The sequence below is a fragment of the Pseudoxanthobacter soli DSM 19599 genome (assembly GCF_900148505.1).
In the GTDB taxonomy this organism is placed as follows: Bacteria; Pseudomonadota; Alphaproteobacteria; order Rhizobiales; family Segnochrobactraceae; genus Pseudoxanthobacter; species Pseudoxanthobacter soli.
This window is the reverse complement of record NZ_FRXO01000002.1, coordinates 572,277-589,984: the sequence shown is the minus strand read 5'-3', so window position 1 is coordinate 589,984 and position 17,708 is coordinate 572,277. Positions and strand designations below refer to the sequence as shown.

Here is a 17,708-nt window from a genome sequence, read left to right as displayed (position 1 = left end):
CCATCCAATGGAAGAGCAGCCGGCGGCCGCCGAAGCCGACGCGGTTGCCGAGACCCACGAGGCGCCGGGCGCCGATGGCGCCGGCACTGACGCCGCGGGCGAGGACGTGCGCGCCGCCGAGCCGGCCCCGGCCGCCTCGCCGGCCGCCGTCGCTGCCGAAGCCGCGGATGAGTCCGAAGCCGCGCGTGCGGACGCACCGGGCGCCGCTTCCGGCGGGACCGATGCCGACGAACCGGAGGTGATCGCCGCGCGTGACGGCCTCGCGCCGGATCGGGTGGCGGCGGACGTCGGCGGCGAGGCCCTCGAAGCCGAACCGGCCGTGTCGGCCGCAACCGCCGCGGCTTCTGCGGCGGCGGTCGAACCGGACCTCGAAGATGGACGGATCGAGCCTGTCTTCGACGTTTCCGGATCCGAATCCAAGTCCGGGGCGGAGCCCGAAGTCGCGGCTGTCGAACCCGAGCCGACGGAATCCGCGCCGGAAGACGTCATGGCCGGAGAACCTGCCGGCGAAGCGGCGTTCTCCCCGGCCGTGCCGCAGCCGAAATCCGATCTCACGCCGAAATTCGCAACCGACGCACCCGAGGAGACGAAACCCTCGTTCGATGCCGCGCTGGAAGACGTCAAGCCCGGCGCGGACATCGCGGCGGAGAAGGCGGAAGGCGACGCGGCGGCCTCCGGCGAAGAAACCACCGCCGCCGGGGCGCCTGCGGTGGAGGCGCCGGCCTTCGCGCCCCAGGCCTCTTCGGCCGGCAGCGCGTCTGGTGCGGCCCTCGGTGCTGCCGCCGGCGCGGGGTTCTCGGCCGGCGCGAGGCCCGCCGAGGCCGCACCGGCCGCCCGTGGCGATGGCAAGCCCGGCTGGCTGAAGTCGCTCTGGCCGGGTCCGCTGCGCGGCAGGCTGCGTGGGGGGGCGAAGCCTTCGAAGGCAAAGTCCGCGGCGCGATCCGCTCCTCCTCCTCCGCCGCCGCCCCGGCAGGAAACGCCGGCCCAGTTCGTTCGCACCGCCCGGCGCACGCGGGTGATCCAGCTCGCGGTCGTCACCTGCCTCGTGGTGCTCGCGGCGGTCTACGGTCGGTCTTGGCTGAAGACGGCGGGCTTCCTGACCTCCGGTATCGAAGTGCAGGCCAGCACCAACTGGACCAATCTGCCGGTCGATCCGGCGGTGTTCTCCGACGGGCCGGCGATCATCTCCGCCAATGGCCCGTTCCGGCTGCGGGTGGACGGCACGGTCTACACCATCGTCGGCCGCGAACAGGTGGTGGTGCCGATCGGCGACGCGACGACGGTCGAGGTGCGCTCCATCGAGCAGCCGCTCACGGTCCGCTTCCTTCCCGGCCAGGGCTGAGGACGCGCGGCCCGGCGAGGGCCACGCCGAGGCTTCCGAAGCCTGCGGCTTCGCCCGGTCCACGCGGGCATATCGCGTTCGAACCGATGCGGTCCGAACGACGGCGATATCATCACGCCCTTGAAGAGTCCTTCGGCCTCGAACCGCGGCCTCGAACCGCGGCCTTGCGCGGAGCGGCGAAAACGGCCGACCCGGAAGGCGCGCCGTCCTGTCCCGCCGCATCAGGTCCCGCCGCGTCGGGCGGGCGCCTGTTCAGTTGTTCGAGACGCACACCCCGAAGATGGTCTCCTCGCCGGTGCCGATGGGCGCCGCGCACGGCGCGAACTTCAAAAGCCGGCCCTGCGCCAGCATCAGCCGGCTTTGCAGCGCATTGAGCGAAAGCGGCTGGGTGATGCCCTCGTCGCTCTCGAAGGTGCCGATCGCCGACTTCACCTGATCCGGCGTCGGCGTCGTGCCGCTGTCGAGATAGCGCAGGTTCGACAGCATGCTGATGACCTGCGGGTCGTTCTCCTGGGAGATCGGCGGCGCCTGGACATCCTCCTGGGGCGGCGGCTCCGTTTGTACCACGGGGGCCGGCGGCTCGGCCGGGGCCGGCGCGGGAGCCGGCGGCGGGGCCTCCGGGGTGGCGGGCTGTGCGGCCACCTGCTCCGGCGGCGGCTCGTCGCCCGGCCGCGGCAGCGGCAGGATCACGGTCGGAATCGGCGGCGGCACCGCGGCTGACGGCGGCGGCTTCGACGGCTTCGGAGCGGGCGCGGTGCGCGGCGGCGCGGTGGCGACGCGAGGAGGCGTTGTGGCGACGCGCGGCGGTGCCGGCACCACCACGGGCGGTGGCAACGGCGCTCCGACGACCGGCGGCGGCACCACCATCACCGGCGGCGCAGGCGGTGGCGGCGGTGGCGGCGGCGGGGGAGGGGGCGAGATGAACGCGGTGTCGGCGCCGGGTGCGACCCAGTCGTCGCTCGGCAGCCGGCAGCGCTCGCCGCGCACCGTCATGTGCAGGCCGGTCGAGCCGCGATACTGATAGGAAAAGGTCCGGCAGCGCCCTTGCGGTCCCGGGCCGGCATAGGGCGCCGATGCCCGGATGGTCATGCTCGCGCCGGACGGAATCGGAATCGTCCGCGGCGTGTTCGCCGGGGCGAACTCCATCGCGTTGGCGATCTGGGCATTGATGAAGCCGCGCTCGTAGGGCGGGATTTCCGGCGGTGTCGGGTTGCGCGGCGGCTGCCCCCACCACATCACGCCGGGGCTCGCCATCGGATATTGCGCGCGGGCCTCGGGGGCGCCGCCGAGCGCCAGCACCGCCGCGGCGAGGGCGGGGATCGCGGCGGGCAGGGCCGCGCCGGCGAGGAAGCGGGCAAGGCGGCCGGCGGGAGCCGTCTCCGGCGCGGACCTGAAGCGACCGCCCGGATCGAGGTCGTCCGGATGGAGACCGTCCGAATCATGGCCGTCCGGATGGAGACGGGAAGGTTCGAGGCCGCATGTGTCGGGACCGGGCATTTCGGACGATAGGCTCCGTGTCTGGATCCGGCTACGCGCGCCCGCGGGGTCGCGCACACGCCTCGTAGGGGCCGTATCCCCGCCGGCCTGTTCGACCGTGTGAATCGGCTGGCGATGTCGACCCGGCGCGTCCGCCCGTCGGCCGGGGTTCACCCGGCCGGGCGACCGCCCCGCGTCCGTCGTCGGTTCGGAGCATGGCGCACGGGCCGTGAAACGGCCTGCGCTGCCATGCTCCACGCCCGGTGCAGATGCTCCGCACGCCGCATCCGCCGACCCATTGCCGGACGAAGTTGCCTCCGTCAGCCGGCGAGCCGGTGCCGATCCGGTTGCGCCTGCCGGGGGGCAGCGGCGGCGCAGCAGGATCGACAACGGCACTCTGGCCGCCGGACCCTGCGCGAAGCTGACGTCGAACCCACGCAGACGTGAATATTGGTCGAGAAATGTCATCACGGCAAAGAGCTTGTTCCGGATCGCCGGGATCGTCCGCCGGAAGCCGGCGATCCTTCGTGCCCGAGGAGTTCGGCGGCAACGAGACCGCAATGCGGCCGGCGCGCCGTTTGCGTCGCCGCTTTGGGGCTCAGGCCACCGCTTTCATGTCACCGTCATCATGGCACGACCAGTACCGCGCGCGCCGGCAGGCGGCTCAGGAGCCGGGCCAGCGTCTCGCGCGGCAGCGCGACACAGCCGGCGGTCGGCTCCAGCCCCGGCCGGGCGCAGTGCAGGAAGATCGCACTGCCGCGCCCGGCCACGCGCCGGGTGATGTTGAAGTCGAGGACGACGACGATATCGTAGAGCCCGTCTTCCCGCATCAGCGTCTCGTGGGAGGGCGCGAACGGCAGCCGCACGAACCTGTTGTAGCGGCCGTCGGCGGGGGCGTCGCACCAGCCGTCGCCGGGGCGCGCGGCCCGCGACGGCAACGGGCTCGCGGGCCGGCGCGTCCTGTCCGCGCGCCACAGCAGGGCCATCAGCGCGTGCCGTCCGGCCGGCGTGCCGCCGTCGCTCTCGCGCTTGATGTGGCGGATGCCGCCGGTGCCGAGGGCGCACGGCCAGACGGTTCCCGCGAAGGCGAGCAGACCCTGCCGCGGCCGGCCCGGACGGGGGCGTACCACCAAGACCGCCGGCCGCCTCGGGGGCGTCCCGCCCCGGCGCTGCGGGCGCTGGAGGCCTGGAATCGGCACGAACGGCATGTCCCCGTGTCTCCGTGTTTCGGTTCGGTCCGCGCGCTATAGCATAATCCCTGCGGATCGACGCGCGCCCGCATTGCCCCTGCCTGTGCGGCAGGATCGTGCACAAGCCCTTGAATCCGGATCGATTTCCTGTCGGCCGGTACGCCGGCCCGCCCGGTCTGGCGCCGCCTGGCGGCGAACCATGCCCTGAAATCCCGGCCGCCGCGGGTTGGGCCGGGCGCGAGGATACGATATTGTGAGAACGGCCGCTCTGGCGTCCGGCGTGAAATAACCGAAAACAGAGTGCAAGGAAAAAGCGGCCGATTCGGCTCGCCGGGCGTGTTCCGGCGGATGCCGCGGCGGGACGGCAGGGCCGTAGAGCGCCGATGCCGCGTTCCGTCCGGTCGCGAGTCCGGCGCAAGTCCGGCCCGGCGGATGCAGGCAGCTCCCGGGCGCCCAAGATGACGGTGGAGGATAACCGCACGATGACGACCCGCACGATCCTGATCGTCGACGACGACCCGGACCTGCGCTCGGCGCTTTCCGAGCAGTTGGCGCTGACGGACGAGTTCGCCCCCGTCCAGGCCGAAACCGCAGCCGAAGCGATCCAGTTCATCCGCGGCACCCCTGTCGACCTCGTGCTGATGGATGTCGGGCTGCCCGATCTCGACGGCCGCGAGGCGGTCAAGCTTCTGCGGCGTAACGGTTTCAAGGCGCCGGTGATCGTGGTTACGGGCCACGAGGGCGAGGCCGACACCATTCTCGGCCTCGAATCGGGCGCCAACGACTACGTGACGAAGCCCGTGAAGTTCGCGGTGCTGCTCGCGCGCATCCGCGCCCACCTGCGCCAGTTCGAGCAGAGCGAGGACGCGACGTTCTCCATCGGCCGCTACACCTTCCGCCCGAGCGCCAAGCTTCTGGTGGACGAGCGCGGTTCGAAGGTGCGCCTGACCGAGAAGGAAACGGCCATCCTGAAGTTCCTCTATCGCTCCGGCGAGAAGGCGATCGGGCGCGACGTGCTGCTGCACGAGGTCTGGGGCTACAATTCGGGCGTGACCACCCACACGCTCGAAACCCACATCTATCGCCTGCGCCAGAAGATCGAGCGCGATCCCTCCTCGGCGGAACTGCTCGTGACCGAAGGCGGCGGCTACAAGCTGGTGCCGAACCCGGCGCGCGACGCGGCACAGGCCTGAACGCGGGCCTCGGCCGGAACGGAGCGACATGAGTCTCGCGACATGAGCCATGTGACATGAGTCTTGCCTGACATGAGTCTTGCCGAAGACATCGCCGCCCTCAGGCGCGTTCCGCTGTTCGCCGATCTCGACGACGACCAGCTGCGGCTGCTCGCCTTCAGCGGCGAGGGCAGGTCGGTCGCCGGCGGCGAGGTGCTGTTCGAGGCGGGTGCGCCGGCCGATGGCGGGTTTGTCGTGGCGTCCGGGCGGTTCGAGCTTTCCGATGCGTCCGGCGACCGGGTGCCGGTGGAGGCCGGTCCCGGCGCGGTGCTGACGGTGGAAAGCCTGCTGGTCGAGGGGCCCTACGCCTTCCGTGCCGTGGCGGCGGAGCCGACGGACGTCTTCGCGATCCGCCGGGCGGCGTTCCGGCGGATGCTCCTGGAATATCCGGCCATCGCCGGCAAGATGCACGCGCGCCTCGCGGCGCAGCTTTCGGCGCTCGCGGCCCAAGCGGGCCTGGTCGCCACCGAACTCGCGACCGTGAAGGACCTGCAGGCGCGGACCGCCGCCGAGGATGCCGGCGAGCCGGCGCCGGCCGTCGGCTGAGCCCTCAGGCTTCCAGCGTGATGACGATGGGGACATGGTCCGAGGGCCGCTCCCAGCCCCGGGTCTCGTCCATGATCTCCACCGAGACGACGCGGGCGGCGATGTCCGGCGTCGCCCAGACGTGGTCGAGGCGGCGACCCTTGTTGCTCTCGCGCCAGTCGCGGGAGCGGTAGCTCCACCACGTATAGACCTTCTCGGGTACCGGGCGCGCCGCGCGCACCACATCCACCCAGCCGCAGGACAGGATGTCGACCATGCGCCCGGTTTCGCCGGGCGTGTGGCTGACGACGTCGAGCAGCTGGCGGTGGGACCAGACGTCCTCGGGCAGCGGCGCCACGTTGAGGTCTCCGACCAGGATGGCGCCGCCTTCGCCCGTCACCGCCGGCGACCACGCGTGCATGGCATCGAGGAAAGCGATCTTGGCGGCGAAGCGCGGATTGACGGCCGGGTCGGGAATGTCGCCGCCCGCCGGAACATAGAGATTGTGCACGGTGACGAGGCCGCCGGCGAAGGCGACCCCGGCGCGCTGCTGGCGCGCCTCCTCCTGGGAGGCGATCTGTTCCGGCGTCGCGCCCGTCAGCGGGCGCCGGGAGAGGATGGCGACGCCGTGGTGGCCCTTGCGGCTGTTCAGCGTCATGTGCTCGTAGCCGAGCGCGCGCACCGCCGCGCTGGGGAAGCTGCCGTCCGGGCACCGGGTTTCCTGCAGGCAGATCACGTCGGGCGCGCGCATCTCGACGAAGCGGGCGAGATGATCGAGCCGCGAACGGATCGAGTTGACGTTCCAGGTGGCGAGGACGAGGCGTTCGGACATCGGCAAACCGGTCAAAGGCGGGAGGGCGCACGATGGGCGAGCGGCGGCGGCGAAACAAGCGTTCTCGTCCGTCGCGGACACTTTTCCAGGCCGCTTCGGGGGCCGTCCGACCCGGCTCGTGGGGCGAAACGGCACACGGCGCGCACATGCCGGCCTTGACATTTTGCCTCTCAGGTAGCCACTACTCCCGCCTTGAGTTCGCCCGGCCCGGCGCGGCCGGATGTTTTTCTGTGTGCGATCGCCTGTTCCTTGCCGTCCGACGGATGGCCGCCGGGGCGGTCGAAGACCAGTCACGGACGGTGGAATGCGCAGCTACCTAGACTTCGAGAAGCCGGTTGCCGACCTCGAGGGCAAGGTCCAGGAGCTCAGGGCGCTCGCCGCCGACGGTGCGGCCGTCGATGTGGGTGACGAGATCGCCCGGCTCGAGGCCAAGGCCGCGCAGGCGCTTCAGGACGCCTACGCCAAGCTGACGCCTTGGCAGAAGACCCTGGTGGCGCGCCATCCCGACCGGCCCCATGCCGTCGATTATATCCGCGCTCTCGTGACGGAATTCACGCCGCTCGCCGGCGACCGCGCGTTCGGCGAGGATGCGGCGGTGATCACCGGCCTCGGACGCTTCCATGGCCGCCCGGTGGCGATCCTCGCCCAGGAAAAGGGCTCCGACACCCAGAGCCGCCTCAAGCACAATTTCGGCATGGCGCGGCCGGAAGGCTACCGCAAGGCCGTGCGCGTGATGGAGATCGCGGACCGCTTCGGCCTGCCGGTCGTGGCGCTGGTCGATACCGCCGGCGCCTATCCCGGCATCGGCGCGGAGGAGCGCGGCCAGGCCGAGGCGATCGCGCGCTCGACGGAAGCCTGCCTCAATCTGGGCGTGCCCAATGTCGCCGTCATCATCGGCGAAGGCGGTTCGGGCGGGGCGATCGCGCTCGCGACCGCCAACCGCGTGATGATGCTGCAGCACTCGGTCTACAGCGTGATCTCGCCGGAAGGCGCCGCCTCGATCCTGTGGCGCGATTCGGCCCGCGCGCAGGACGCGGCCACCAACATGAAGATCACCGCCGACGACCTCGTGCGGCTCGGCGTGGTGGACGAGATCATCCCCGAGCCGGTGGGCGGCGCCCATCGCGGGCCGGCGACCGTGTTCCAGGGCGTCGGCGAGGCGGTATCGCGCGCGCTGGACGATCTGGTCGGGCACGACGCGGACAGCATCAAGCGGATGCGGCGGGAAAAGTTCCTCGCCATCGGCCGCAATCTCTAAAATTGCATCCTTTCCGTTGCGCGCACGCGCGGCTTGGGGCAGCATCTGCGCGGGTTGTTCTCCCGTCTTGCGCGCTTGCCGGTGGTGATCGGGCGCCGAGCGATCTCTCCGCCGCGGGGTGGGTGTTCGGCATTCGTTCGGCGATCACCACTTGGTAACCGTGTCTCGTTATTCTCCAGCGGCCAGCGGCGTCCGTCCGGTGCTTGGAAAGGCTTGTTTTCCGACCCGGTCAGGATGACCCAAGGCGACCCGTTCCGGAGTTCGTTTCGAGCGTGATGTCGGCCGATCTGATGTTCAGAATGACCACCACCGGCGACCGCGAAGGCGGCGCCAGCGAAACCCGCGCCAACGGGCGGGCGAAGCTTTCCGTGCGTGCTTCCCGCGCTTTCGGCGTGCTGTCGGCCAAGGCCGTCGGCCGCGCCGCGGTGATGGCGGCCGCGCTGGTGCTCGCCGGCTGCCAGGCCGACGAGGTCGCGACGGTTTCCCCCTACAAGACGGTCTATGGCGGACCGCAGAAGTCCCGCGCGCCGGTGAGCCCGATCCTGGTCGCGCGGATGCAGACCCTCGACATGGACAAGAACTCGCCGATCATGGTTCGGCTGTTCAAGAAGGAGTCCAAGCTCGAGGTCTGGAAGCAGACCCGCAACGGCCGCTACGCGCTGCTCGAGACGTTCGATATCTGCAAGTGGTCCGGCAATCTCGGCCCGAAGGTGAAGGAAGGCGACCGGCAAGCGCCGGAAGGCTTCTACATGATCACCCAGGGCCTGATGAACCCGAATTCCAACTATTATCTCGCCTTCAACACCGGGTTCCCCAACGCCTACGACCGCTCGCTCGGCCGCTACGGCACCAATCTGATGGTCCACGGCGCCTGCTCGTCGCGCGGCTGCTACGCGATGACCGATCCCCAGATCGAGCAGATCTATGCGCTCGCCCGCGATGCCTTCGCCGGCGGCCAGAAGGCGTTCCAGTTCCAGGCCTATCCGTTCAAGATGACGCCTGAGAACATCGCCGAGCACTATGACGACCCCAACATGCCCTTCTGGAAGATGCTGAAGGAGGGCTACGACCATTTCGAAGTCACCCGTCAGGTGCCGAAGGTCGATGTCTGCGGCCGCAAGTACGTGTTCGATTCCACGCCGGTGAAGTCCGGTGCCGCGCTGGTCCCGACCCGGGACTGCCCGGAACTGACGATGCCGCAGACGCTGCAGCTCGCCGTCGCCTCCAAGAGCAAGCAGGACGACGTCAAGGTCGCCGCGCTCCTGCCGAAGGTGCGCCGCGAGAAGCAGCGCGAGGAAGACGCCGCGCGCTTCCTGATGATCGCGAGCGCCAACCCGAACCCGAATCAGTCGACCATCGTCCGCCCGGGCCTGCCGCAGCCGATCGCCAAGCGGCCCGCCGCGGCGTCGGTCATGATCGCCTCCGCTGCGCCTTCGTCCGCTACACCTTCGTCCGCCGCACCTGCGTCGACCGCGCCCGCCGCCGCGACGGCCGCGCCGCTTCCGGCGGAAGCCGCCGTTGCCTCCGCCACGACGGTCGCCACCGGCTCCGCGCGGCCCGCCGTCGCCGAGGCGGCCATCGCTGCCACGCCCGCCGCCACGACCGCCGCCACGCCGGGGCAGGTTCAGGTCGCGTCCGCCGACACGGAATCCTCCGGGCTGTTGCCGCCTGAGAAGCCCGGCACGGCGCAGGCCGATCAGGCCGGGGACACGCGCACCGCCAAGGCGGGCATCCTCGAAAGCGGCGGCACGATGATCCGCGGCTGGTTCGACGGCCTCTTTGGAAAGCCGAAGACACCGGCCGGCGAGGGCGCGCCGGTGCTCGCCGGAGCCGCCGAGGCCGATCCCGCCGCGTCCGCGGTCGCTCAGGCCACGCCGGCTCAGGGCGCTCCGGTTCAGGTTTTGCCGGTCCATCCGGCTGGGGTGGCGACCGCTTCCGCGCAGCCGGCCGCCCCGGTCCAGGTGGCCTCGCTCGAAGCCTCTGGTGCCAGCGCGGCGGGCCTGCCGGCCAATCTCTCGATGGAAGTCCTGCCGGTGCCCCGCCCGGCGCTCTCCGGTGGTGCGGCCTCCGCGGCTCCGGCCGTCGTGCCGGCCGTTCCGGCTGCGGCGGCGGCACCCGCCGTCGCTTCGCCCGCGCTCGCGGCGCCGGTGGCCGCTCCGGCAAAGCCCGTTGCTGTCATTCCGACGCCGGCGACTGCGGCGGCGACTGACGCGATGGCCGCCGCACCTCTGCGCACCTCCGTTCCCGCGACCACGCCTGCCGCCACCCCCGTCGTGGCAACCCAGCCGACGGCAAGCCAGCCTGCTGCAGCCGCCAAACCCGTTGCGCCCAAGCCGGTTGCGGCCAAGCCCGTTGCGGCCAAACCAGTCGCGGCGAAGCCGGCGGCGCCTGTCGCCAGCGCGGAACCGGCTGCTTCGGCCGCGCCGGCCGCCAATGCCGCGCCGGCCGCGTCGAAGCCGCTGGTGCTCGATTCCGCCAATCCGCCGGCCAAGAAGTCCGTCTTCGCCAAGGCGTTCGACATGTTCGGCGAATGATGCGGGGATGAGGCGGTCCCGGCGCAGCTGCGGCCGGGCGCGCTCTTGTCCCGCCCGACATTTCTGAAGCCCCGCCCCGGGAGATCGTGGCAGGGCTTCTGTCGTTCTGGGTGTCGTATGGCCGGGTACTGGGTTGTCGCCGGCGCCGGTGCCGGCGTCCCGGGACGGACTCGCGCGGACGGGCACGCCGGTTCCTGCCGCAGACGGCCCGGCAAATCGATCCGGACTCGTGCGTGCCCGCCGGCACGGCCTTCGTCAGAGCGCTTTCCGATCGATCTGAACGGGATATGCTCCGGCGGGAGAGCGCGGCCGAGCGAGGGCGACGCGCCCGTCGTCGATGGGGATCATCGCCGGCGCCAGATCATGTCCTTGGCGGCGATTACGCCGCCACCGGAGATCAAGAGGCAGGCGATCGCCAGCGTCCAGGTGGGTTCGCCGAAGCCGACCGCGACGAGCAGCAGCGTCGAGAGCAGCGGGGCCGCATAGGCCGCCGCGCCGAGCACCTGGATGTCGCCGTGCTTGACGCCCACGTCCCAGGTGAAGAAGGCGAGGCCGAGCGGCAGCAGCCCGAGGCCGGCGATCGCGAGCCATTCCGTCGCCGAGGCCGGCCAGACCGTCGTCTCGACGGCGAGATGGCAGAGGGCCGACAGCACGGCGGCCGCGAGGCAGAACCCCATGACGGTGGCGCTCGGCACCGCGGCGTAGCGGCGCGAGGCCACGGAATAGACCGCCCAGATCACTGCCGCCGCGACCGCCGCGGCATAGCCGGGCGCATAGTCCGCCGACAGGTTGAGCGCGGTGCCGCCTTTCGTGACGATCAGCCCGGCGCCGACGAGGCCCGCGAGCGCGCCGACGATGTGGTGTGCCCTCAGCCGCTCGCCCGGCAGCAGCCCGGAGAGGACGACGATCAGCAGCGGCCAGAGATAGCAAATCAGGCTGGCATCGGCGGGCGGGGCGGTCTTGACCGCGGTGAAATAGAAGAAGTGGTAGCCGAACAGCCCGGCGATCCCGAGCGCCCACACCCCCGGCGGCTGGCGCATCACCGAAAACGAGCCGGTCCTGATGCGGACGGCGGCGAGCCCGACGATGCCGGAAAGGCCGAAGCACAGCGCGCTCAAGAGGAACGGCGGCACCGCGCCGGACGCGGTGGCGAGCGTCGCGAGCGTGGCCCACATCAGGATGGCGGTCAGGCCGACGAGCGTCGCGGTGGAACGGGTCACGGCAGGGGGCTCCGGGAAAGGCGGGGTCCGTCCGGTCTACAGCATCGCGCGCGGAACCGGGAAGGCCGTCGATGAGAATCCGGCGTCGGGATCGCGGTTGCCGCTGCCGGCGGCGCTTTTGCGGCGAGCCGCGCCGGGGCGTCAGGCCCCGGGCGCCCAGCCGGGCGGGGCAAGCACGAAGCCCTCGAAGCGGAAGCCGGGCGCCACGGTGCAGCCGACCAGCGTCCAGGCGCCGAGCGAGCGCGCCGCCTGCCAGTGGCCTTCGGGCACGATGCCCTGGGGCCGCTCCCCGGCGGCGAGATCGGGTCCGAGCACTTGGGGCACGGGCGCGTCCGCATCGCTGGCCGCGGTCTCCAGCACGAGTGGCGCGCCGGCGTGCCAGTGCCAGATCTCCACGGCATCGACCCGGTGCCAGTGGGAGCGGATCCCCTCCGGCAGCAGGAAATAGATCGCCGTCGAGCGATCGCGGCCGCCTTGAGGATCGGGGTCGCGGAAGGTCTCGCGATAGAAGCCGCCTTCGGGATGCGGCGCGAGCCCGAGGAGGTCGATCACCGCGCGGGCGGAAAGACCGGCGTGGGTCGCGGCCGCGCCTTCGCCCGCCGTCACCGGAAGCTGTCCTTGCGGCGGCGGATCTCGGCGAACACCGCCGCCGGCGGCGCGCGGCCTTCGGTCGGCATCACGGCGGCGACCGAAGGCGCGTCGGCGCGCAGGAACGGGTTGGTGGCCCGGTCCTCGCCCATGGTGAACGGAACCGTCGGGCGCCCCTCGGCGCGGGCGGCCTCGACGGCGCCGGCGCGGGCGACCAGCGCCTCGTTGCCGGGATCCACGGTCAGGGCGAACCGCGCGTTCGACAGGGTGTATTCGTGGCCGCAATAGACGAGGGTGTCGTCGGGAAGCGCCGACCGCAGGCGGCAGAGCGACTCCCACATGATCTCCGGCGTGCCCTCGAACAGGCGCCCGCAGCCGAGCGCGAACAGCGTGTCGCCGGTGAAGGCGACGCCGAGGCCGGCGAAGTGATAGCTGAGCGGCCCGGAGGTGTGGCCGGGGGTGGCGATGCAGCCGGCTTCGAGGCGGCCGAGACGAACGGTGTCGCCGTCGGCGAGCGCGTCGTCGAGCGGCGGCATCCGGTCGGCCTCGGCCGCGGGCCCGTGCACCTGCGCGCCGGTCGCCTCCACCAGAGCGGCGACACCTTGGACATGGTCGTGATGGTGATGGGTGAGGAGGATGTCCGTCAGCCGCCAGCCCGTCTCGCCGAGGGCGGCGAGGATCGGCCCCGGCTCCGGCGCGTCGACGAGGACGGTGGTGCCGTCGACGCGGTCGTGCATCAGCACCGCGTAATTGTCCGACAGGCAGGGCACGAGGCGGATCTCGACGCCGTCCTTCTCGATGGTGTGGGAAGATGTGTTGTCCATGCGCTCCGCCGGGGATGTCGTCCGAGAGGCGGGCATCCTAGAGCATATCCCGTTCAGATTGAACCGATCTGAACGATAAGGATATGCTCAAGCTTTTGAATCTGGAGCGATTTCTTGTCGGTCGGAGGGAACCATCCGGTTCCTGCCGGCCTCTCGCCGCTCCGGCTCAGGTGTGGCCGCTCGCGGCGGCGAGGACGGCGATGGGGTCGGAGGCCGGAGCGGCGGCCGTCGACGGGGTTGTCGCCGGAGCGGCGGGGGCCGGCGGTGCACCTGCCATTTCCGCCGTGGGGGCCGAGGAATAGGGATCGGCCAGTGCGGCGTCCGGCCGGCTGATCGGCACTTTGCCGGAGGTCATCTGGCCCATCTTCTTCGAGCCGACCTGGCGCATCAGCGCGCGGAAGCTCTCGTGCATGCCGCCGTCCACATAGGACATGGCGAGCGGAGCCGCGGGCGGCTCGGCGGCGAGCGATGCGGCGAGCGCGTTGACGGAGGCGAGCGCCGAGGCGGTGGCCGGATCGGTGGTATAGGCCGGGCAGGGCGCCAGCGGCTCGAACGTCGCCGAAGGATTGGTGGCGACCGCGTTGAAGACATAACGGCCGCCGCAGGCATCCACCTCCGGCGGCTGCCGGGTGGCGTCGAAGATCGCCGCTCCTTGCTTCAGGTTCAGCCAGAACGGCATGTTGGGGTCGCCGCGGTGCCGCTCCAGGTTCGCCGCCGTCATGCGGAACGGCAGGGCCTGCACCTCGAAGTCGCGCTGGCCGCCGGCGAACGCCTCGCGGGCGACGGCATAGAGCTCGCCCGCCTGCTGGTCGGTCATGGCATAGCAGCCGGAGGACGAGCACGCGCCGTGCACCATCAGCGCCGAGCCGGTATAGCCGAGCGCCTTTTCGAGCTTGTTCGGGAAGCCGAGGTCGAACGACAGGTAATATTGCGAGTTCGGATTCATCTGCCGCGCGGAGACGGTGTAGAAGCCTTCCGGCGCCTGGCGGTCGCCGCTCGCCGTCTTCGGGCCGAGCTTTCCGGACCAGCGGCAGATCGGGTAGGTCTTCAGGAGGGCGTAGCGGCCGCGCGTGTCGCGCTTCCAGACCTCCAGCTCGCTTTCCTGCTTGTAGATGCGGATGAAGATCGGCGCGGCCGGGCTCATGCCCTTGGCGCTCATCTGGGCCAGCAGCTTCGCCGGGATCGGCTGGTCGGCCCGGTTGCCCTGATCGGGAACGCAGCCGGCCATAATCAGGCCGATCATGGTGCCGAGCGCGAGCGCGCGTGCCAGTCGTTTCATCGCCGTCCGTTCCTCGATCGTTGCTCCGGCCCCGCGCGGCGGGGACGGCACGGCTTTACCGTCGCGCACGGCAGGCCGCCCTATGCGTGCTGCTTCGGCGTGCTGCCTCGGCTCGTCCGCGCCGCTTCAATCCACCAAGCCCGGCGGCCATACCCGGATCTCGCGGCGGATGTTCGGCGATGCCGCCGGATGTCCCGATCATCGGCCGGGACGGTTAGCGAAACGTGACCGTCGTGTCCACCGGGGTCACGGCCGGTTCTGCATGTGGTTGGCGAGCGCCTCGATGCGTTCCAGCAGAAAGCCGCGCAAGGCCTCGTCCTCGACGGTCTCCACGAGGGCGCGGCGGAAGCACAGCATCCAGCCGTCGCGCTCGTCCGGCCCGATCGGGGCGTGGAGGTGCCGGCGGCGCAGCATCGGCGCCCCGCGCCGCTCCACGAACAGCGGCGGCCCGCCGAGCCAGCCGGAGAGGAACTCGTAGAGCTTCTGTTCGGAATCGGCGAGGCTTTCCGGGTGGATCGCCCGGCAGGCGGCCGCCTCCGGCAATTCGTCCATCAACCGGTAGAACCGCGCGACGAGGCGGCGGACGGCATCGTCCCCGCCGATCATCTCGTAGGGCGTCGTCGCCTCCGGCAGGGTTGCGTCCGCGCTGCTCGTCATCGGGTCTCGCTCCTTGCGTGCCGTCGTCGCCATTGATCGCCGGCCGTGCCGGATGGCATGAGTGGGGCTTGTCCGTCCGGATCGGACCCATCGGCGGCCGCCGCCGCCATCCGCCCGCGTCCGGACCCGCAGACCGCCGCAGCAACGAGGTGCCCGCCCTTGCCCGCGCTCGACAAAGTCCTGAACGACATCGCCGACACCATGGCCAAGGAGACCCGACGGGGCAAGGTCGCGGATTATATTCCTCAGCTCGCCAAGGTCGATCCCGCCCGCTTCGGCATTGCGGTCGTCACCAACGACGGCGAGACCTTCACGGCGGGCGATGCCGACGAGCCGTTCTCGATCCAGAGCATCTCCAAGGTCTTCACGCTGACGATGGCGCTCGGCCTCGTCGGCGACAGCCTGTGGAAGCGCGTCGGCCGCGAGCCCTCCGGCAATCCGTTCAACTCCATCGTCCAGCTCGAGCGCGAACAGGGCGTGCCCCGCAACCCGTTCATCAATGCGGGCGCGCTGGTGGTGACAGACGTGGTGCTGTCGCAGCACCAGCCGCGCGAGGCACTGGGCCAGATCCTGCATTTCCTCCGCTTCCTGGCGGGCGACGAGAGCATCGTGGTCGACAGGGCCGTCGCGCGGTCGGAGACCGAGACCGGCTTCCGCAATATCGCGCTCGCCAACTACATGAAGGCGTTCGGCAACCTGGAGCACGACCCGGACAAGACCCTCGGGGTCTATTTCCACCAGTGCGCGGTGGCCATGAGCTGCCGCCAGCTCGCCATGGCGGGACGCTTCCTCGCCGCCGACGGCCGCAACCCGGAGACGGGCGGACGCGTGGTGTCGAGCCAGCGCGCCCGGCGCATCAACGCGCTGATGCTGACCTGCGGTCACTATGACGGCTCGGGCGACTTCGCCTTCCATGTCGGCATTCCCGGCAAGAGTGGCGTCGGCGGAGGCATCCTTGCGGTGGTGCCCGGCAAGGCGTCGATCGCGGTGTGGTCCCCCGGGCTCAACCAGGTCGGCAATTCCCAGCTCGGCGCCATCGCGCTGGAGAGGTTGGCGCGCACCATGGGCTGGTCCGTGTTCGGCCCCTGAAGCCCGCACCGGCCGGCTCAGCCGGGCGGGACCGCCGCGCCGGTGCGCCGGCCGCGCGCGGCTGCCGTCATCCGTTCTCGGCTGTCGATCCGTTCTCGGCTGTCATCGGGTCCTGAGTGTCATCCGATCCGGCTGTCATCCTGTCTTGGCATTGATCGTGCATCGCTTTCCGGTGGCGCTCCCCAGGCACGGGTTGCGCCCCGGGCATCGTCCGCCAGGACGGCGCCCGCTCCCGCCTCGTTCCGTTCCTCGTCGAGAAGAGCCGGTTTCATGTACGATTTCGACATGGTCGTCATCGGCAGCGGTCCGTCGGGCCGCCGCGCCGCCGTCCAGTCCGCCAAGATCGGCAAGTCCGTGCTGGTGGTGGAGAAGGGCCGCCGGGTCGGCGGGGTGTCGGTCCACACCGGGACCATCCCTTCCAAGACCCTGCGCGAGACCGTGCTGAACCTGTCCGGCTGGCGCGAGCGCGGCTTCTACGGCCGGTCCTACCGGGTCAAGCAGGATATCGGCGCGGAAGACCTGCTGATCCGTCTGCACAAGACGCTCGACCACGAGGTCGAGGTGCTGGAACACCAGTTCAGCCGCAACGCGGTGAAGACGGCGCGCGGGGAGGCCCGGTTCGTCTCGCCCCACGAGATCGAGGTCACCGCCGAGGACGGCGAGCGCCGCACCATCAGCGCGGCGCATGTGCTGATCGCCTGCGGCACGCGCCCGTTCCGGCCGGATTATGTGCCCTTCAACGGCACCAACGTGTTCGACAGCGACGAGATCATCGAGCTGCCGCGTCTGCCGCGCAGCCTCACCGTGATCGGCGCCGGGGTGATCGGCGTCGAATATGCCACCATCTTCAGCGCGCTCGACGTGGCGGTGACGCTGATCGAGCCGCGCACGAGCTTCCTCGACTTCCTCGATCGGGAACTGATCGAGGAGTTCGTGCACGAACTCCGCGACCGCAACGTCGCCCTGAGGCTCGGCTCCGCCGTGACCTCCATCGAACTGGGAACGTCGGGTCCGGTGTCGAGGCTCGCCAACGGGCGCACGGTGGCGACCGACATGCTGCTGTTCGCCGCCGGCCGGGTCGGCGCCACCGACCGGCTGAACCTCGCCTCGGCCGGCATCGAGACCGACCATCGCGGCCGGATCACCGTCGATCCGAAGACGCTGCAGAGCTCGGTGCCGCACATCTATGCCGCGGGCGACGTGATCGGCTTCCCGAGCCTCGCCTCCACCTCGATGGAGCAGGGCCGGCTCGCCGCCTGCCACGCCTTCGGCCTCGAACCGCCGCCGCCGCCGGAATTCTTCCCCTACGGCATCTATTCCGTGCCGGAGATCTCCACCGTCGGCATGACCGAGGAGGAGGTCGCCAAGCGCGGCATTCCCTACGAATGCGGCATCGCGCGGTTCCGCGAAACCTCGCGCGGGCACATCATGGGTCTGAACGCGGGCATGATGAAGATGATCTTCTCGACGAAATCGCGTCGGCTGCTCGGCGTGCACATCCTCGGCGAGGGCGCGACGGAGCTGATCCACATCGGCCAGGCGGTGCTGAACCTCAAGGGCACCATCGACTATTTCATCGAGAACACGTTCAACTACCCGACGCTGGCCGAGGCCTACAAGATCGCCGGCCTCGACGCCTGGAACCGCATGACGCGGGTCTGA

15 protein-coding genes are annotated in these 17,708 nt (G+C 70.8%); 7 read left to right on the top strand and 8 right to left on the bottom strand.

The genetic code is table 11. The features are described from left to right. The first annotated feature begins 7 nt into the window (after positions 1–7). On the top strand, positions 8–1,342 hold the full coding sequence (locus BUF17_RS22495) for a hypothetical protein (RefSeq protein WP_073626901.1): 1,335 nt from the start codon (positions 8–10) through the stop codon (positions 1,340–1,342). Positions 1,343–1,594: 252 nt separating this feature from the next. On the opposite strand, the gene BUF17_RS23370 is transcribed toward BUF17_RS22495, so the two are convergent. Continuing rightward, positions 1,595–2,839 (bottom strand): hypothetical protein, encoded by a 1,245-nt coding sequence (locus BUF17_RS23370; protein WP_073626900.1) that lies wholly within the window; start codon positions 2,837–2,839, stop codon positions 1,595–1,597. A 605-nt stretch (positions 2,840–3,444) separates the two neighbouring features. Continuing rightward, positions 3,445–3,948: a L,D-transpeptidase family protein gene (locus BUF17_RS06990; protein WP_244530790.1), complete on the bottom strand. Its 504-nt coding sequence runs from the start codon at positions 3,946–3,948 to the stop codon at positions 3,445–3,447. A 542-nt stretch (positions 3,949–4,490) separates the two neighbouring features. On the opposite strand from BUF17_RS06990, the gene BUF17_RS06985 reads away from it, so the two are divergent. Together BUF17_RS06985 and BUF17_RS06980 are read left to right on the top strand one after the other, a co-directional pair. Further along, positions 4,491–5,201 carry a response regulator transcription factor gene (locus BUF17_RS06985; protein WP_073627259.1) on the top strand — a complete coding sequence of 237 codons (711 nt, stop codon included), beginning with the start codon at positions 4,491–4,493 and terminating at the stop codon, positions 5,199–5,201. Positions 5,202–5,273: 72 nt separating this feature from the next. Then, positions 5,274–5,786: a Crp/Fnr family transcriptional regulator gene (locus tag BUF17_RS06980; RefSeq protein WP_073626899.1), complete on the top strand. Its 513-nt coding sequence runs from the start codon at positions 5,274–5,276 to the stop codon at positions 5,784–5,786. 4 nt (positions 5,787–5,790) lie between these two features. On the opposite strand, the gene BUF17_RS06975 is transcribed toward BUF17_RS06980, so the two are convergent. Then, positions 5,791–6,597, bottom strand: a complete 807-nt coding sequence (locus BUF17_RS06975) for an exodeoxyribonuclease III (protein ID WP_073626898.1) — start codon at positions 6,595–6,597, stop codon at positions 5,791–5,793. Between the two features lie 304 nt (positions 6,598–6,901). Between BUF17_RS06975 and BUF17_RS06970 the strand changes: the two genes are divergently transcribed. Together BUF17_RS06970 and BUF17_RS06965 are read left to right on the top strand one after the other, a co-directional pair. Beyond that, positions 6,902–7,855, top strand: a complete 954-nt coding sequence (locus BUF17_RS06970) for an acetyl-CoA carboxylase carboxyltransferase subunit alpha (RefSeq protein ID WP_073626897.1) — start codon at positions 6,902–6,904, stop codon at positions 7,853–7,855. 299 nt (positions 7,856–8,154) lie between these two features. Continuing rightward, positions 8,155–10,389, top strand: a complete 2,235-nt coding sequence (locus BUF17_RS06965) for a L,D-transpeptidase family protein (protein WP_139282440.1) — start codon at positions 8,155–8,157, stop codon at positions 10,387–10,389. Between the two features lie 344 nt (positions 10,390–10,733). Here the strand turns inward: BUF17_RS06965 and yddG are convergent, their stop codons facing one another. The 5 genes from yddG to BUF17_RS06940 all read right to left on the bottom strand — a co-directional run bounded on the left by yddG (position 10,734) and on the right by BUF17_RS06940 (position 14,957). Beyond that, positions 10,734–11,609 (bottom strand): aromatic amino acid exporter YddG, encoded by an 876-nt coding sequence (gene yddG, locus BUF17_RS06960; protein WP_073626894.1) that lies wholly within the window; start codon positions 11,607–11,609, stop codon positions 10,734–10,736. A 141-nt stretch (positions 11,610–11,750) separates the two neighbouring features. Then, complete coding sequence (locus BUF17_RS06955) at positions 11,751–12,215, bottom strand: cupin domain-containing protein (RefSeq protein ID WP_073626892.1); 465 nt, start codon at positions 12,213–12,215, stop codon at positions 11,751–11,753. Then, entirely contained in the window at positions 12,212–13,021 is an 810-nt protein-coding gene (gene gloB / locus BUF17_RS06950; protein ID WP_073626890.1) for a hydroxyacylglutathione hydrolase, read from the bottom strand. Before gloB ends, BUF17_RS06955 begins: the two co-directional genes overlap by 4 nt. 166 nt (positions 13,022–13,187) lie before the next feature. After that, positions 13,188–14,300 carry a L,D-transpeptidase family protein gene (locus BUF17_RS06945; RefSeq protein ID WP_073626889.1) on the bottom strand — a complete coding sequence of 371 codons (1,113 nt, stop codon included), beginning with the start codon at positions 14,298–14,300 and terminating at the stop codon, positions 13,188–13,190. 246 nt (positions 14,301–14,546) lie between these two features. Continuing rightward, entirely contained in the window at positions 14,547–14,957 is a 411-nt protein-coding gene (locus BUF17_RS06940; protein WP_073626887.1) for a group II truncated hemoglobin, read from the bottom strand. A 159-nt stretch (positions 14,958–15,116) separates the two neighbouring features. Between BUF17_RS06940 and BUF17_RS06935 the strand changes: the two genes are divergently transcribed. Then, a complete protein-coding gene (locus BUF17_RS06935) occupies positions 15,117–16,046 on the top strand; it encodes a glutaminase (RefSeq protein WP_073626885.1) in 930 nt (309 codons plus the stop codon). Between the two features lie 270 nt (positions 16,047–16,316). Beyond that, positions 16,317–17,708, top strand: a complete 1,392-nt coding sequence (sthA, locus tag BUF17_RS06930; RefSeq protein ID WP_073626883.1) for a Si-specific NAD(P)(+) transhydrogenase — start codon at positions 16,317–16,319, stop codon at positions 17,706–17,708.

Bases quoted from the DNA above. Each gene is read 5' to 3' on its own strand.
- BUF17_RS22495 (WP_073626901.1), top strand. From the start codon at position 8: ATGGAAGAGCAGCCGGCGGCCGCCGAAGCCGACGCGGTTGCCGAGACC.
- BUF17_RS23370 (WP_073626900.1), bottom strand. From the start codon at position 2,839: ATGCCCGGTCCCGACACATGCGGCCTCGAACCTTCCCGTCTCCATCCG.
- BUF17_RS06985 (WP_073627259.1), top strand. From the start codon at position 4,491: ATGACGACCCGCACGATCCTGATCGTCGACGACGACCCGGACCTGCGC.
- BUF17_RS06980 (WP_073626899.1), top strand. From the start codon at position 5,274: ATGAGTCTTGCCGAAGACATCGCCGCCCTCAGGCGCGTTCCGCTGTTC.
- BUF17_RS06975 (WP_073626898.1), bottom strand. From the start codon at position 6,597: ATGTCCGAACGCCTCGTCCTCGCCACCTGGAACGTCAACTCGATCCGT.
- BUF17_RS06970 (WP_073626897.1), top strand. From the start codon at position 6,902: ATGCGCAGCTACCTAGACTTCGAGAAGCCGGTTGCCGACCTCGAGGGC.
- BUF17_RS06965 (WP_139282440.1), top strand. From the start codon at position 8,155: ATGACCACCACCGGCGACCGCGAAGGCGGCGCCAGCGAAACCCGCGCC.
- gloB (WP_073626890.1), bottom strand. From the start codon at position 13,021: ATGGACAACACATCTTCCCACACCATCGAGAAGGACGGCGTCGAGATC.
- BUF17_RS06945 (WP_073626889.1), bottom strand. From the start codon at position 14,300: ATGAAACGACTGGCACGCGCGCTCGCGCTCGGCACCATGATCGGCCTG.
- BUF17_RS06940 (WP_073626887.1), bottom strand. From the start codon at position 14,957: ATGACGAGCAGCGCGGACGCAACCCTGCCGGAGGCGACGACGCCCTAC.
- sthA (WP_073626883.1), top strand. From the start codon at position 16,317: ATGTACGATTTCGACATGGTCGTCATCGGCAGCGGTCCGTCGGGCCGC.